The sequence below is a fragment of the Flavonifractor sp. An52 genome (genome assembly GCF_002159385.1).
Classification (GTDB): domain Bacteria; phylum Bacillota; class Clostridia; order Oscillospirales; family Oscillospiraceae; genus Flavonifractor; species Flavonifractor avicola.
In genome coordinates this window covers 65,236-78,823 of sequence record NZ_NFIB01000005.1, presented here as the reverse complement: position 1 = coordinate 78,823, position 13,588 = coordinate 65,236, and the positions used below count along the sequence as shown (strand labels likewise).

The 13,588-nt window shown below is 60.3% G+C and carries 18 protein-coding genes and 1 other RNA gene; 9 read left to right on the top strand and 10 right to left on the bottom strand.

Annotation, left to right across the window (positions count from 1 at the left end; all coding sequences use genetic code 11):
- Positions 1-2 precede the first annotated feature (2 nt).
- The 3 genes from B5G06_RS14305 to B5G06_RS03185 all read left to right on the top strand — a co-directional run bounded on the left by B5G06_RS14305 (position 3) and on the right by B5G06_RS03185 (position 943).
- Positions 3-140: a hypothetical protein gene (locus B5G06_RS14305; RefSeq protein WP_242955333.1), complete on the top strand. Its 138-nt coding sequence runs from the start codon at positions 3-5 to the stop codon at positions 138-140.
- Positions 79-426 (top strand): cysteine-rich VLP domain-containing protein, encoded by a 348-nt coding sequence (locus B5G06_RS03190; RefSeq protein WP_242955330.1) that lies wholly within the window; start codon positions 79-81, stop codon positions 424-426. Before B5G06_RS14305 ends, B5G06_RS03190 begins: the two co-directional genes overlap by 62 nt.
- 118 nt (positions 427-544) lie before the next feature.
- Entirely contained in the window at positions 545-943 is a 399-nt protein-coding gene (locus B5G06_RS03185) for a replication initiator protein A (protein ID WP_087187646.1), read from the top strand.
- Between the two features lie 318 nt (positions 944-1,261).
- On the opposite strand, the gene B5G06_RS14515 is transcribed toward B5G06_RS03185, so the two are convergent.
- Together B5G06_RS14515 and B5G06_RS03180 are read right to left on the bottom strand one after the other, a co-directional pair.
- Positions 1,262-1,390 carry a hypothetical protein gene (locus tag B5G06_RS14515; protein ID WP_255396437.1) on the bottom strand — a complete coding sequence of 43 codons (129 nt, stop codon included), beginning with the start codon at positions 1,388-1,390 and terminating at the stop codon, positions 1,262-1,264.
- Positions 1,390-1,806: a hypothetical protein gene (locus tag B5G06_RS03180; protein ID WP_204220731.1), complete on the bottom strand. Its 417-nt coding sequence runs from the start codon at positions 1,804-1,806 to the stop codon at positions 1,390-1,392. Before B5G06_RS03180 ends, B5G06_RS14515 begins: the two co-directional genes overlap by 1 nt.
- A 76-nt stretch (positions 1,807-1,882) precedes the next feature.
- Between B5G06_RS03180 and B5G06_RS03175 the strand changes: the two genes are divergently transcribed.
- Entirely contained in the window at positions 1,883-2,101 is a 219-nt protein-coding gene (locus tag B5G06_RS03175; RefSeq protein ID WP_087187645.1) for a hypothetical protein, read from the top strand.
- Positions 2,102-2,251: 150 nt separating this feature from the next.
- Here B5G06_RS03175 and ssrA read toward each other — a convergent pair.
- The 4 genes from ssrA to B5G06_RS03155 all read right to left on the bottom strand — a co-directional run bounded on the left by ssrA (position 2,252) and on the right by B5G06_RS03155 (position 4,415).
- Positions 2,252-2,599: a transfer-messenger RNA gene (ssrA, locus tag B5G06_RS03170) on the bottom strand.
- A 61-nt stretch (positions 2,600-2,660) separates the two neighbouring features.
- Positions 2,661-3,182 (bottom strand): peptidylprolyl isomerase, encoded by a 522-nt coding sequence (locus tag B5G06_RS03165; RefSeq protein ID WP_087187644.1) that lies wholly within the window; start codon positions 3,180-3,182, stop codon positions 2,661-2,663.
- 40 nt (positions 3,183-3,222) lie between these two features.
- Positions 3,223-3,696: an SsrA-binding protein SmpB gene (gene smpB / locus B5G06_RS03160; RefSeq protein WP_087187643.1), complete on the bottom strand. Its 474-nt coding sequence runs from the start codon at positions 3,694-3,696 to the stop codon at positions 3,223-3,225.
- A 224-nt stretch (positions 3,697-3,920) separates the two neighbouring features.
- Positions 3,921-4,415: a hypothetical protein gene (locus B5G06_RS03155; protein ID WP_087187642.1), complete on the bottom strand. Its 495-nt coding sequence runs from the start codon at positions 4,413-4,415 to the stop codon at positions 3,921-3,923.
- A gap of 156 nt (positions 4,416-4,571) precedes the next feature.
- On the opposite strand from B5G06_RS03155, the gene B5G06_RS03150 reads away from it, so the two are divergent.
- From B5G06_RS03150 to B5G06_RS03130, 5 genes are all read left to right on the top strand, one after another.
- The gene (locus tag B5G06_RS03150) at positions 4,572-5,108 is read left to right on the top strand and encodes an NUDIX hydrolase (RefSeq protein WP_087187641.1); all 537 of its coding nucleotides are present in this window, start codon (positions 4,572-4,574) and stop codon (positions 5,106-5,108) included.
- 15 nt (positions 5,109-5,123) lie between these two features.
- Entirely contained in the window at positions 5,124-5,828 is a 705-nt protein-coding gene (locus tag B5G06_RS03145) for a response regulator (RefSeq protein ID WP_087187640.1), read from the top strand.
- A 320-nt stretch (positions 5,829-6,148) separates the two neighbouring features.
- Positions 6,149-7,939, top strand: a complete 1,791-nt coding sequence (locus B5G06_RS03140; protein ID WP_087187639.1) for an ATP-binding protein — start codon at positions 6,149-6,151, stop codon at positions 7,937-7,939.
- Entirely contained in the window at positions 7,926-9,266 is a 1,341-nt protein-coding gene (locus tag B5G06_RS03135) for a hypothetical protein (RefSeq protein WP_087187638.1), read from the top strand. Before B5G06_RS03140 ends, B5G06_RS03135 begins: the two co-directional genes overlap by 14 nt.
- Positions 9,267-9,284: 18 nt before the next feature.
- Positions 9,285-10,112 carry a hypothetical protein gene (locus B5G06_RS03130; protein ID WP_087187637.1) on the top strand — a complete coding sequence of 276 codons (828 nt, stop codon included), beginning with the start codon at positions 9,285-9,287 and terminating at the stop codon, positions 10,110-10,112.
- A 48-nt stretch (positions 10,113-10,160) separates the two neighbouring features.
- Here the strand turns inward: B5G06_RS03130 and raiA are convergent, their stop codons facing one another.
- The 4 genes from raiA to hemB form a co-directional block, all read right to left on the bottom strand.
- A complete protein-coding gene (gene raiA / locus B5G06_RS03125; protein ID WP_087187636.1) occupies positions 10,161-10,706 on the bottom strand; it encodes a ribosome hibernation-promoting factor, HPF/YfiA family in 546 nt (181 codons plus the stop codon).
- Between the two features lie 99 nt (positions 10,707-10,805).
- Positions 10,806-11,225: a DUF134 domain-containing protein gene (locus tag B5G06_RS03120; RefSeq protein ID WP_087187635.1), complete on the bottom strand. Its 420-nt coding sequence runs from the start codon at positions 11,223-11,225 to the stop codon at positions 10,806-10,808.
- Between the two features lie 99 nt (positions 11,226-11,324).
- Positions 11,325-12,605, bottom strand: coding sequence for a glutamate-1-semialdehyde 2,1-aminomutase (gene hemL / locus B5G06_RS03115; protein WP_087187634.1), 1,281 nt, complete (start codon positions 12,603-12,605; stop codon positions 11,325-11,327).
- Positions 12,605-13,588: a porphobilinogen synthase gene (gene hemB / locus B5G06_RS03110; RefSeq protein ID WP_087187633.1), complete on the bottom strand. Its 984-nt coding sequence runs from the start codon at positions 13,586-13,588 to the stop codon at positions 12,605-12,607. The genes hemL and hemB overlap by 1 nt, the downstream gene beginning before the upstream one ends.

The window sequence follows — 13,588 nt, the reverse complement described above, 5'->3', positions numbered from 1 at the left end:
GCATGGAAAAATACCTGTACAAGCTGCAACCGCAAAGCTGGGAGGAAAAACAAGAGGAAAAACAATTTGTTGATTCAAATGACACCCAAGCAAAGGAGAAAAGCCAATGCGCTAATTCGAAAATCTTGCTGCAATTATGACCGCGGCAACTGTATCGCACTGGACGATGGCGAACCTTGTGTCTGTGTACAAAGTATCTCTTATTCTCTGTGCTGCACTTGGTTCCAGGATTGGGTTCTGCCGGGCGCTCCGGCTTTATATGCCGAGATCACAAAACCAAAGGGGTTGAAGCGATGCGCAGAATGCGGCTCGCCGTTCCTGGCAAAGTCCAACCGCGCTAAGTATTGTTCTGATTGTGCCCGCAAGGTGCACCGTCGTCAGAAAACAGCAAGTAACAGGAAACGGAGGTCGAATACGGACAAATAGAGCTTCCAAAAGCCGGATATATGCTCGGTTTCCAGCCTGGCAATCATGGAGGTAAATAGCAATACCCCTTATCGCTCAGAAATCACGTTCTAATTGTCCGCATGGAGGTACCTGTCATATGGCTACAAAACTCTTTTACATTCATCAGAAGCCACCGGCCCAAAGTTTTATACGACTGCCAAATTTTCTGTTTGAGGCACCAAGTTTTTGCTCCTTGTCAAGCGAAGCCAAACTGTTGTATGCGATGATCCTGCGTCGAACGGATTTGTCCCGCAAAAACGGATGGGCCGACGATTATGGCAAAATTTATCTGTATTACCCCATCAACGAGGTGTGCGAACTGCTGCACTGTGGACGCCAAAAAGCAGTGGACACCCTGCGAGAGCTGCAATATGCCGATTTAATCTCCATCAAGAAACAAGGGTGTGGAAAACCCAACCGTATCTACCCAAAATACTATGAAGCGGTTTCAAATGCCGACTTCAAGAAATCCGGTTGCGGAACGCCAGAAGGTTGAAAAACGAGCCCTACAAGTACGGTAATCCGCTTTCTTGAAGTGTGAAAACCAGACGGTAGATATAAAGAAAAAGATAGATATACCCAGTTTAATTCGATTCATTCCCTTCCTATACGAGCTATTTTGTGCGGGCTTTTCTGGTGAAAACCCCGGAAGGGATGGGAAAGGAGCTCTATGAGAAAATTTGCAGGTTTTGAAATAACCCTCATCCGTTCTAAATACGGGCAAAATCTCTGTCAGCTGTATAACGCAGGGAAGGAGTGTGAGATAGACTGAGTTGAACTGAGAAGGTCTTGCCACAGGAGTCATTCACCATGGCTAGCCGCGCTCTTTGGCATATACGCGCAGCCGTTCCTTCTGCACCTCTAACAAGGTATCCTCTTGATCCGCGCGGGCGAGACGGCAATAGACCGCCACCCGCATTGTTTTCCTTGCTTCCTCCTTCATTATGCTGCCCTCCATAATTCTGCCGTGATTTCGACCTGCCGCCCGTCGCGGAAGGTGAACACCAGCCTTTTATCTTCGTAAACCGTCACATAGTCCACCGTGGAATACCAAAGCTCCTCGTCAAAGGATTGCACCAGTTCCTGATGGCTGTTCATGTTTGCCATGAACAGCCGGATTTTTGTCTTTTTGGCATTGCGTTCCTGCCAAAGCTCTGCGATTTCCGCCAGTCGTTTCCGGGCGGCTTCAAACCGCTCAGAGTAAGCGTCATACCGGCGGTTGTATTCTTCCTGATCCATGGCGGTCTGCGCATTTTCAGAAATGATTTTCTGGATCAGTCCCAGTACAACCTCGCTTTCATTTTCCAAGGTTTCCTGTTCTGCATCCAAGTCTGCCGTATCGGTCAGCGCCGCGATCACTTCCTCGTATGCCTCTATCCGCGAGGAGCTGGACAGCGCCGAGCACTACGCAAAGAAGGCCACCCAGTACAAGGGTATGGACGACCGCCTGTCCTCTATGTACGCCACCATGAGCGCTCAGGAGCTGGCCCACGTTGATACTCTGCATGAGCAGGCCGTCCGCCTGATCCAGGCGCAGAAAGCAGAGGGCAAAGAAGTCCCTTCCGGAATGCAGGCCGTGTGGGACTGGGAGCACTCGCACATGATGGACCGCGTGGCCCGCATCAAGGTACTGTTGGAGACCGCCCGCCGGTAAATCCGTGTGTAACGCCGTGTGCAATTTCTGCACTTGAACCCGGTTTTTAGTTCCCGAAACCGGAAACGCGAACCGCAATACGGAATCGCCAAATCGACTGCGGGAGTAAAGACAAACCCTGTATCCGTTGCGGATACAGGGTTTGTCTTTTGGTGGAGGCGGGGGGAGTCGAACCCCCGTCCGAAAACGCTTCAACGGGAACTTCTCCGGGCGCAGACGGTCATTTACATTCCCGCACCCTGACGTAGGCCGTCAAACTTCAGGGCTTGGTAGCTTCATTGTTCATGGTGCGCTCAAAGCTTTGCGCACACACGTGCACCACTAAACGACGCCCCGTTCCGGCTCGTGGTCCTTCCGGACGGGACGGTCACGGCTTAAGCCGCGACAAGCTCAACGTTATCGTTGTTCTTTAATTTATAAGTTGCCCGTTTTAAGGATGTCAGGCACATCCGCCCGCTATTCCCGCCTCTACGTCCCCGTCGAAACCAGTACGCCCCCATGGAGCGGCGCGGTCAAGCCGCGCCGCGACAGGTAACACTTTACTGAAAGCCGGTCAGACTCAGCACTTCTCCGGCGCGGGATAGTCCACACCGAAGGTTTCCACGGTGACGGACTTCATCCGCTGATCCTCGTAGGGGCGGTCCATCCGGTCCCGCTTCACATTGACAATGGCGTCGGCCACGTCCATGCCTTCGATCACCTTGCCGAAGGCGGCGTATTCACCGTCCAGGTGAGGAGCCTTCTCCACCATGATGAAGAACTGGCTGCCGGCGGAATTGGGATGCATGGCACGGGCCATGGACAGCACGCCCCGGTCATGCTTCAGGTCGTTCTTCACACCGTTGTGGGCAAACTCGCCCTTGATGGAGTAGCCGGGGCCGCCCATACCGGTGCCCTGGGGGCAGCCGCCCTGGATCATGAAGCCGGGGATCACACGGTGGAAGATCAGGCCGTTATAGAAGCCGGACTTCACCAGGCTGATAAAGTTGTTGACGGAGTTGGGAGCCACATCGGGGTAGAGCTCGGCCACCATCTTGCCGCCGTTTTCCATTTCAAAGGTCACAATGGGATTCTGAGCCATTTGATTTTCCTTCCTTTCTTCGGGGGCTGTGCCCCCCTTGTCAATAACCGCCGCGGCGGTGTGATTTCATGGTGCGGTCCATCTCCCGCTTGGCGTCCCTGGCAGCGGCGGAATCCCGCTTGTCATAGAGCTTTTTGCCCTTGGCCAGGCCCACTTCCAGCTTGACCCGGGGGCCCCGGAAATAGATGGACAGGGGAACCAGCGCGTATCCGTCCTGCTTGACCTTAGCAAAGAGCCGCAGGATCTCCCGCTTGTGCATCAGCAGGCGGCGGGGCCGCAGGGGGTCCTTGTTGAAGATGTTGCCCTTCTCATAGGGACTGATGTGCATCCCGTGGACGTGCATCTCCCCATCCTTGACGATACAGAAGGAGTCCTTCAGGTTGACGTGGCCCTGGCGGATGGACTTGACTTCGGTGCCCGCCAGCTCAATACCTGCCTCGTACTTATCCTCAATAAAATAGTCGTGGTAGGCCTTGCTGTTCTTGGCCACGATTTTGACGCCCTTGCCCTCCATTCCGCCACCTCCCAACCGGGACAGATCTCTTGAGCGTATATTATACCATGGCCACAAGCCATTCGGGCTTGTACGCCGCAGAGCGGCGGAAAACCGGCGCAGCCGGTTTTGGCCATGGTGTAACATCAACAGCAGGCGTTTTGCCCGCAAAACGCCTGGATACGATGGTATCCTGCCGCGCACTGTGCGGCAACTGTTGATATTATACCACAGCTGTCAATAGCTCAGACGGGAAAGTAGGTCAGCACCCCGGCCAGAGCATCGGCAGGAAAGACCATACGGCCATGCTCTGCCAGACTGGCTTCCAGATGGGGCCGCGCGGCCTCGCTGCGGCCGAACTCAGAAAGCCGTACGGCAGTCTGCTCCGCCCCGGCGGGCAGAGAAAGCCACCACCGCCCCTCCCACCACAGCAGGGCGGCATCCGGCCTGGGCTGATCCAGGACCCGGGCGGCGGCAGCCAAGTCCTCCAGGCAGGCAAAGGAGAACCACCGCTGTTCCGGCGGACGCACGTGGGCAAACACCAGCACGCCACAGGACTCCGGGTAGGCCTCGATCTCAATGGAGCCCTCCAGATCCATACCCGCCTGCCGGAAGGCGGTACGGGTCAGCTCCAGGGCCTGCTCCAGAGTGAGCCCCGCCGGTGTCAGGCCGTGTTCCTTCAGGTCGGCGGGGGTGATGTACAGGGCAACGCTGGCGCTGCCGATGGGCTGGATGGTCATAGTCTGCCTCCTCTCAAATGCAGGAACGATTATACCCGTTCCGGCCCCTTCCGTACAGCTGTAATGATTGCCGGGATTGGAAAAGCTGAGGGTGGCACGGAACCTGGAAGTATGATATAATGCACCTAACCGATGTAAGAAAAGGGGATATGCCGGATGGAACTGTGGGAAAAGACTGTAGAGAGCGAAACGCTCTTTGAAGGTAAAATTGTCACCCTGAAGCTGGACAAGGCCCAGCTGGTCAACGGCCGGATCGCCCGGCGGGAAGTAGTGGAGCACCCCGGCGGGGTGGCTGTACTGCCCCTGTTTGACGATGGTACCGTCAGCATTGTACGGCAGTTCCGCTATCCCTTCCAGGCAGTGGTCACCGAGCTGCCCGCCGGCAAATTGGAGAAAGGGGAGGACCATCGCCCCGCCGCTCTGCGTGAGCTGGAAGAAGAAGTGGGCGTCACCTGCGGCAAGCTGACCTATCTGGGCTGCCTGTACCTCTCCCCCGGCTTCTCCTCCGAGGTACTCCATATGTATCTGGCTCAGGATCTGAAGCAGGGCGCCTGCCACCCGGATGACGACGAATTTCTGGAGGCGGAGCGGGTGCCCTTCGCCCAGCTGGCCCAGCAGGTCATGGACGGGGAGATCGTGGACGCCAAGACGGTGGCCCTGGTGCTGAAGGTCAAGCAGCTGCTGGGTCTGTAAAGACAGGAGGTTGGCATGAGCAAGCGCATTCTGATTGTGGAGGATGAGAAGAACATTGTGGACATCCTCAGCTTCAACCTGACCAAGGAAGGCTATGAGACGCTGGAGGCCTACGATGGTCAGGCGGGACTCCAGCTGGCGCTGGAGCAGAATCCCGACCTGATCCTGCTGGACCTGATGCTGCCCAAAATGGACGGCTTCGATGTGTGCCGCAATCTCCGCAAGGAGAACCGCTCCACCCCGGTCATCATGCTTACCGCCCGGGAGGAGGAGACCGATAAGGTACTGGGCCTGGAGCTGGGCGCCGATGACTATATCACCAAACCCTTCTCCATGCGGGAACTGCTGGCCCGGGTAAAGGCCAACATCCGCCGCAACGAGATGGTGTCCGGAGCTCCCGCAGCCGCACCCTCCGGCAGCCGGATGGAGCTGGGCCGCATTTCCATCGATCCCGATCAGATGGTGGTCTGCAAGGATGGGCGGCCCCTGGATCTGACCCAGCGGGAGTACGAGCTGATCAAATTCCTGGCCTCCCAGCCAGGCAAGGTGTTCTCCCGGGAGGCCCTCATGGAGCACGTCTGGAACTACGAGGGCTATGTGGGTGACGTGCGGGCTGTGGACGTGGCCGTCCGCCGCCTCCGTGAAAAAGTGGAGGACGACCCGGCCTCTCCCCAGTTCGTAGTGACCCGGAGAGGCTTGGGATACTATTTTAACGCGTAACCCTGCGCCAACTGTCCGGATCGTCCTCCACGGGCCCCCGCACAGCGGGGCGGCGCCTGCGCCGTACAAGCGATTTGCCCAGCGGGCAAATCCTTGATGGCCGGGGAAATTCACTTTTCCCGGCCAGATGCAGTGATTTCCAGGGCTCCCGGCGGCTCTGCCGCCGGGAATCGGACGATCCGGCTTCTCCCCAGTTTGTAGTGACCCGGAGAGGCCTGGGATATTATTTCAACGCCTGATAGAAGCAATCTTGGCGGGCCGGGGCGGCCGTCCCTGCCCGCCCTGTCTTTATTTTTTGCAAGAGAGGAGTGGTCCACAGTATGTTCCGCAGCCTGCACATGAAGCTCATGCTCATCATGACGCTGCTCATCATTCTGCTGATGACCGTTGTGGGCGCGTTCCTCATCAACTCTGTGGCCAATTACTACACCCAGGACTTCTACACCCAGATGTCGGAGGCCTTTGCCGACGAGGTGTTCTGGGCCGACCTAAACACCCCAACCCCCGGCGAGCAGGACGGCGCTGCCAGCATTGCCGAGATCCTCAACGCCTACAACGGCACCCTGGGCGTGGACAACCGCAGCCGGAAATACTATGTGCTGGACGGTAAGGACGGCCACTGGCTGGCGGGCTCTGACGAGCAGGACGCCGACCAGCCTCTGGACATGGACTCCCGCAATCTGATGCGGGCGCTGGCCGGAGAGGAAAAGAGCGACGACAGCACCCCCTCCGCATCTTACATGGATGTGGCGGTGGCCGTTCAGCGCGGGGACCAGCGCTATATCATCTATGTCCGGGACGACGGCACCAACGCCGCCGCCCTGAACAGCGAACTGATCACCCTCATCGTGGAGGCCCTGGTCTTTGGTCTGGTGATCTCAGTGCTCCTCTCCTTCCTGCTGTCCAAGACCCTTATCACCCCCATTGAGCGGCTTACCGAGGGTGCGGAGCGGGTGGCCAACGGCGACTTTTCTCAGAAGCTGGAGGTAGCCTCCCGGGATGAGATCGGCATCCTCACCGGCACCTTCAACGACATGGCCCGTCAGCTCCACCACACCCTGGAGGAGGTGGAGAACGAGCGCAACAAGCTGGGCACCCTGTTCCTCCACATGACCGACGGCGTGGTGGCCTTTGCCCGGGACGGCGCTGTGATCCAGTCCAACCCTGCCGCCGAGGAACTGCTGGGGACGGCCATTCCCATTGGCGGCAGCGTCAACTATGATACCCTGTTCTCCGACATTGCACCCCTCCAGGGGGTGCTGGCGGTCCAATCCCCCGGCTACCTGGACGGGACCCGTACCGTGGGCGGCAAGAGCCTGGAGCTGCTGCTCACCCCCTTTGACCAGGAGCGGCTGGGCGGCGTGCTGGTGATGATCCATGACGTCACGGAGCAGCATAAGACCGAGGAGATGCGCCGGGAGTTTGTGGCCAACGTGTCCCACGAGCTGCGCACCCCCCTGACCAACATCCGCTCCTACGCAGAAACTCTGGTAGACAACGCCGGAGAGCTGCCCCCTGACACAGAAAAGAATTTCCTGGGGGTCATTCTCAATGAGTCCGACCGGATGACCCACATCGTGCAGGACCTTCTCACCCTCTCCCGGTTCGACTCCGGCCGGTCGGAGCTGAAGCTGGCCCCCTTCCCCTTCGGACAGGCGGTGCAGGATGTATACAACGCCATTCTGATGGAGGCCCAGCGCCACGGCCATCAGGTGGAACTGAAGCTCCCCCCTACCCTGCCCGAAATCGTGGGCGACCGGGAACGTATTTTGCAGGTGATGATGAACGTCGTCTCCAACTCCATCAAGTACACCCCCGATGGCGGCCACATCCGTATCTCCGCCGGCCAGTGGCCGGGCAAGGTGTGGATGGAGGTGGCCGATAACGGCATCGGCATTCCCGAAGCCGACCGGGGCCGCATCTTTGAGCGATTTTACCGGGTGGACAAGGCCCGCTCCCGGGAGTCCGGCGGCACCGGACTTGGCCTCTCCATCGCCAAGGAGATCATCGACCGGCACGAGGGCACCATCGAACTGCTGGACCGGCCCGGTCCCGGCCTGACGGTGCGCATCACCCTGCTGACGGAGGGGCCTCGCCATGGAAAGGAGTAAACCGAGACGCCGCCGAAACCGGGGAGTGGAGCGGCTCAAGACCCTGCTCATCGTGCTGCTCTCCCTGTCCGCCATCTATCTGACCGGCCTTGCCCTGGTACAAAACCGGGTCTCCGGCTCCCAGGGACTGCTGAGCGGGCTGATCTCCCTCTTCCGCCCTCAGAGCACTGTGGAGACCTCCGACCCCGGCAACACCGTGCAGCTCACCGCCGCCGCCCGCCCGGTCCGTATCGCGGTATGCGACGGGGTGAACCGCTACGCCGTCCAGTACAACACCACCCAGACCGACAAACTGTATGACAGCGTGGGCATTCTGTTGGGCGAAGCCCTGTCCAGCGCGGACTCCCCCACGGTGGTCACCGAATCGGTATGGCAGGCCGCTTTGAGTGCCCCCGGTGTCTGGTTTGATTTTCTGGGCAAGATCCCTCTGGAGACCCTCAGCGCCTGGACCGGCGAGGGGGGCATCAACACCGCCCTCACCGGCTCCGCCCGGCGGATCGCCGTGGCTCTGGCGGACGACGGGGTGCGGCTGTACTATCATAATGAGAGTGACGGCCTGTATTATACCTGTAAAACGGCAGTGACCTATCAGGGGCACATGGACGAGCTGATCGCCGGTTACGGCGGCAACGGCGTTCCCTTTGCCTTTGAGCTGGGCACGGACAGCGGCTATGACGGGCTGGACCCCTATGTGCTCATCTCCGCTTCCGCCCCCACCCCCAACATTTACCGCGCCTCCAATCCCCTGGCCAACCTGGACGACACGCTGATCAGCAGTTTGCAGCAGGCCCTCTCCTTCCAGACCTCCTACTATGCCATTCCCAACGGTATCCGTATCCGGGAGGGCCAGGAGACCCTGGAGATCAGCAATACCGGCACCGTCTCCTATACCACGGCGGAGGGCACCAGTTCCCGCTACCCCGTGGGGAGTGAGTATGGCTACGACATCACCGAGGTGGTGGAGACCACCCGGCGGATGGCCGCCGATACGGTGGGCCGCTACTGCGGCGCCGCCCGCATCTATCTGATGGATGTAACCGAAACCGACACCGGTCTGTCCGTCCGCTATGGTTATAGCCTGAATGGCGCGGAGGTCAGCCTCTCCGGCGGCGACAGCGCCGCCCTTTTCACCATCCAGGATGGACAGATCACCGCCTTTACCCTCCGGTTCCGGCGGTACGAGGATGCTGGCCAAACCAGTCTGGTGCTAAACGAGCGGATGGCCGCCGCAGCTCTGGAGGCCCTGGACCCGGAGGGCCGGGAGCTTGTCCTGTGCTACAGCGACAGCGGCGGCGACACCGTCCAGGCCGGATGGGTGGCCAAATGACGAGATCGCGAGGTTCCTATGGAATGGTCTAAACTGAAAAATGTGATCCTGCTGATGCTGCTGTGCGTCAACATCATCCTGCTCCTGCTTGTGGGCAGTCAGGCCAGCCAGGACAAGCGCTACCAGGCGGAAACCAGGCAGGCCGCCCAGGCCGTGCTGGAACAGGGCGGCATCGACTTTACCCTGGATGAATTCCCCGACGATCTGGCGCTGCCGGTGACCACCGTCACCCGTGACCGGACCGGCGAGGCCGGCATCGCCGCCGCCCTGCTGGGAGAGGTCACCCTGGAGGGAGAGAGCGAGGTGCGTCCCCGCTACTCCGGCCCCGGCGGCGTGGCGGAGTTTTCCATGAATGGCAGCTTTACCATTACCCTTACCCCCGGGACCTGGAGTCTTGAAAACGGCCAGGACTATGAGTCCTCCAGCCAGGCCTGTCTGGAGGCCATGGGCTTTACCGGCACCCTGTCCGACACGGAGCAGACCGGCGCAGAAACTGTGCTGACCTACTGCCAAAGCTGGGAGGGCTCCCCCCTCTTCTCCTGCACCATCCGTCTCCACTGGCAGGAAAACGACCTGGTCCAGGTGGAGGGACAGCGACTGGACGGCAGCATTTCCGCCTCGGTCACCAAGTCGCTCCTCTCCACCCCCACCATTCTGGTCCGATTTCTGGCCGGGATCAACGAGGGCGGCTATGTGTGCAGCCGCATCGATACCATGGACGGGGGCTACCTGCTCTCCAGCAACACCACCCGACAGGTCCAGCTGACGCCGGTATGGCGGTTTGTCACCGACACCGGCACCTACTACGTCAACGCGGTCACCGGTGAGTTTTCACCTCTGGAATAATCAAAAAAGGGAGCGGCTTACGCCGCTCCCTTTTTTACGTCTGAATGATCAGTCCTCGTCCACGATGAGGCCGTAGCCGCCGTCATTGCGCTTATAGACCACGGCAAAGCGCCCGTCCTGATCCACATCCTTGAAGGCGAAGAAAGTGTGGTCCACCAGATTCATCTGGAGCACCGCCTCGTCCACCGTCATGGGCTTGATGGGGAAGCGCTTGGTACGGACGATCTTGAACTCCTCCTCGTCCACCTCGGGGGCAAAGGAGGAAATCTCCTCGGCGTCCACACTGCGGGAGAAGGCATCCTGACGCAGGCGCTTCTCCAGGCGGCTCTTATTCTTACGCAGCTGGCGCTCCACGGAGGAGACCGCCGCGTCGATGGTGGCAAACATATCGGAGGTACTCTCCGCCACGCGGATGATGGTACCGCCGGAGCGGATGGTCAGCTCTACGTTGTTGCGGTCCTTTTCCACGCTGAAGACGATGGCGGCCTCCGCATCCGCCTTAAAATAACGGTCTAACTTGCCCACCTTTTTCTCAGCGTAGGCGTGGACCTTGTTGGGCAGGTTGATCTTCTTGTCTGTGAACACGAACTTCATCGTTTTCAACTCCTTCCGCCCTCCGAAGAGGGATTGGTTCGCCGGCCGGGGCCGGTTCCCTGATTTGATTATACCACGTCGTACGCAGATTGTCACAACTTATTTCAAAAGTTTTTGTGAATTTTGCCCATCACACTCCGGACCCTCCGGGTGGGAACACACCCCGCAGCCGCAGCGGCCTCCGCCGCAGTCCCGCCGCGCACAGTTCCGGCCCGGACATACTTCCCCCTGTGGACACAGGGCATAGTCGCCGCCGGTGATGGTCAGTCGCCGTCCCTCCACCAGGGCCAGCGCCAGCTTCCTGCGGGCGGTATCGTACACTTGCTGCACCGTGGAGCGGGCCACCCCCATCTGGGCGGCGCACTCCTCCTGGGTACAGCCCAGCAGATCCATCAGGCGGATGGCCTCGTATTCCTCCACCGCCATCTCCACCGTCCCGTCCCCGCCCCCGGTCAGCGGTCCAAAGGTGTTGTGCCGGGGCAGGGCACAGATGCGGCGGCATTTCTTCGGTCTTGCCATGGGCGCTCCCTCCTGTTCCTGCTCTCAGTGTAGCAGATTTCCGGTATATGTCAAGAACACGCAAAAACAAAGCCGCTGCCTTTGGCAGCGGCTTTGTAATTACAGTCCGGCGAATACCGCTTCCGCGGCGGCCAGAGTGGCCTGAAGCTCCTCCTCCCCATGGGCAGCGGAGACAAACATGGCCTCGAACTGGGCGGGGGCCAGAGCCACGCCCCGCTCCAGCATCCCCTGGAAGTACTGGGCGTACTTGCCCACGTCGCTGCCCTTGGCGTCCACGAAGGTGGACACGGCGGTGGGGGTGAAGAAGGGGGCCAGCAAAGAGCCGATCTGATTGACCACCACCGGCGCGCCGGTCTTGGCAATGGTTGCCCGCAGACCTGCCGCCAGCTTCTCGCCCTTGGAGGCGATGTGGGTATAGACCTCCGGATGGTCCTTCAGGTAGTTCAGCTGGGCCAGACCGGCGGCCATGGCCACCGGATTGCCGCTGAGGGTACCCGCCTGGTACACCGGGCCGCAGGGGGCCACCTGCTCCATGAGGGCACGGCTGCCGCAGTAGGCGCCCACCGGCATACCGCCGCCGATGATCTTGCCGAAGGTCACCAGGTCGGCCTTCACGCCGAAGTATTCCTGCGCACCCCCCAGAGCCAGCCGGAAGCCGGTGATAACCTCATCAAAGATCAAGAGGGCTCCGCTCTTGTCGCACAGGGCCCGCAGCCCCTCCAGGAATCCGGGAGCAGGATTGACCACGCCCATGTTGGCGGCCACCGGCTCCACAATGATGCAGGCGATCTGGCCGGGGTAAGCGTCCAGCAGGGCCTCCACGGAGGCCAGATCGTTGAACTGGGCGGTAAGGGTGTGCTTCACGATGTCCTCAGGCACGCCGGCGGAGGAGGGATGTCCTCCCGCCAGGGCGGAGGAGCCGGCATTCACCAGCAGGCAGTCGGAGTGACCGTGGTAGCAGCCCTCAAACTTGATGATCTTGTCCCGGCCGGTGGCCCCACGGGCCAGACGGACGGCGGACATCACCGCCTCGGTACCCGAGTTGACCATGCGCACCATCTCGATGCCCGGCACCAGCTCCACCATGAGCTGGGCAATCTCCACCTCCCGGCGGGTGGGGGCGCCGAAGGACAGGCCGTCCTTGACGGCCTTCTCCACCGCCTCCCGGATCACCGGGTGGTTGTGACCCAGGATCATGGGACCCCAGGAGCACACATAGTCGATATACTTCCGGCCGTCCTCGTCCCAGATGAAGGGGCCGTCGGCCCGGGTGATGAAGCGGGGAGCCATACCCACCGCCCGGTAGGCCCGCACTGGGGAGTTGACCCCGCCGGGCAGGACCTTCACGGCCTGCTCAAACAGTTCTTCCGAGCGTCCCATCAGCCGATATCCCCTTTCTGGATGGCCTGAGCCAGTTCTTTCGCGTAATAGGTAATGAGCATATTGGCCCCCGCCCGGAACACGGACAGGGCGGACTCGCACATGATGCGGTACTCGTCAATGAGACCTGCGGCGGCGGTAGCCTTGATCATGGCGTACTCACCGGACACGGAGTAGGCGCACATGGGCAAATCATAGGCGTCGGAGCACTCCCGGATCACGTCCAGGTAGCTGAGGGCGGGCTTGACCATGATGATGTCGGCGCCCTCCTCAATGTCCAGAGCGCACTCCTTCAGGGCCTCCTTCCGGTTGTGGGGGTCCATCTGGTAGCCCTTCCGGTCCCCAAAGGAGGGGGCGGAGCCTGCCGCCGAGCGGAAGGGTCCGTAGAAGGCGGAGGCATACTTGGCGGAGTAGGCCATGATGGGGGTAGTCTGATAGCCGTGCTCATCCAGAATAGCCCGGATGGCGGCCACCCGGCCGTCCATCATGTCGGAGGGAGCCACCATGTCGGCCCCGGCCTGGACGTGGGACAGGGCGGTTTTGGCCAGCACCTCCAGGGTCTTGTCGTTGTCCACCTCATGGCCGCACAGGATGCCGCAGTGGCCGTGGTCGGTGTACTCGCACATACATACGTCGGTGATGATATAAAAGTCGGGGTACTTGGCCTTGATGGCCCGAATGGCCTCCTGGACCACGCCGTGCTCGTCCCAGGCGGAGGAGCCGATGGCGTCCTTGTGGGCGGGCAGGCCGAAGAGGATGCAGTGATTTACCCCGGTAGACAGGCACTCCTCCACCGCCTGGCACACGCTGTCGATGCCATAGTGATTCTGGCCGGGCAGGGCCTCAATGGGCCGTACCCCCTGGAGGGTCTCGTCCACAAAGATGGGGTAGATCAGGCTGTCGGGGGACATCCGGGTCTCCCGGCACAGGCGGCGCACCGCGTCATTGCCCCGCAGGCGGCGGGGCCGTTGGATCAGTTCCAT

What these genes read in the sequence shown, in the direction of transcription:
- B5G06_RS14305 (WP_242955333.1), top strand. Translation starts at nt 3, where the DNA reads ATGGAAAAATACCTGTACAAGCTGCAACCGCAAAGCTGGGAGGAAAAA.
- B5G06_RS03190 (WP_242955330.1), top strand. Translation starts at nt 79, where the DNA reads ATGACACCCAAGCAAAGGAGAAAAGCCAATGCGCTAATTCGAAAATCT.
- B5G06_RS03185 (WP_087187646.1), top strand. Translation starts at nt 545, where the DNA reads ATGGCTACAAAACTCTTTTACATTCATCAGAAGCCACCGGCCCAAAGT.
- B5G06_RS14515 (WP_255396437.1), bottom strand. Translation starts at nt 1,390, where the DNA reads ATGAAGGAGGAAGCAAGGAAAACAATGCGGGTGGCGGTCTATTGCCGT.
- B5G06_RS03175 (WP_087187645.1), top strand. Translation starts at nt 1,883, where the DNA reads ATGGACGACCGCCTGTCCTCTATGTACGCCACCATGAGCGCTCAGGAG.
- B5G06_RS03165 (WP_087187644.1), bottom strand. Translation starts at nt 3,182, where the DNA reads ATGGCTCAGAATCCCATTGTGACCTTTGAAATGGAAAACGGCGGCAAG.
- smpB (WP_087187643.1), bottom strand. Translation starts at nt 3,696, where the DNA reads ATGGAGGGCAAGGGCGTCAAAATCGTGGCCAAGAACAGCAAGGCCTAC.
- B5G06_RS03155 (WP_087187642.1), bottom strand. Translation starts at nt 4,415, where the DNA reads ATGACCATCCAGCCCATCGGCAGCGCCAGCGTTGCCCTGTACATCACC.
- B5G06_RS03150 (WP_087187641.1), top strand. Translation starts at nt 4,572, where the DNA reads ATGGAACTGTGGGAAAAGACTGTAGAGAGCGAAACGCTCTTTGAAGGT.
- B5G06_RS03145 (WP_087187640.1), top strand. Translation starts at nt 5,124, where the DNA reads ATGAGCAAGCGCATTCTGATTGTGGAGGATGAGAAGAACATTGTGGAC.
- B5G06_RS03140 (WP_087187639.1), top strand. Translation starts at nt 6,149, where the DNA reads ATGTTCCGCAGCCTGCACATGAAGCTCATGCTCATCATGACGCTGCTC.
- B5G06_RS03135 (WP_087187638.1), top strand. Translation starts at nt 7,926, where the DNA reads ATGGAAAGGAGTAAACCGAGACGCCGCCGAAACCGGGGAGTGGAGCGG.
- B5G06_RS03130 (WP_087187637.1), top strand. Translation starts at nt 9,285, where the DNA reads ATGGAATGGTCTAAACTGAAAAATGTGATCCTGCTGATGCTGCTGTGC.
- raiA (WP_087187636.1), bottom strand. Translation starts at nt 10,706, where the DNA reads ATGAAGTTCGTGTTCACAGACAAGAAGATCAACCTGCCCAACAAGGTC.
- B5G06_RS03120 (WP_087187635.1), bottom strand. Translation starts at nt 11,225, where the DNA reads ATGGCAAGACCGAAGAAATGCCGCCGCATCTGTGCCCTGCCCCGGCAC.
- hemL (WP_087187634.1), bottom strand. Translation starts at nt 12,605, where the DNA reads ATGGGACGCTCGGAAGAACTGTTTGAGCAGGCCGTGAAGGTCCTGCCC.
- hemB (WP_087187633.1), bottom strand. Translation starts at nt 13,588, where the DNA reads ATGGAACTGATCCAACGGCCCCGCCGCCTGCGGGGCAATGACGCGGTG.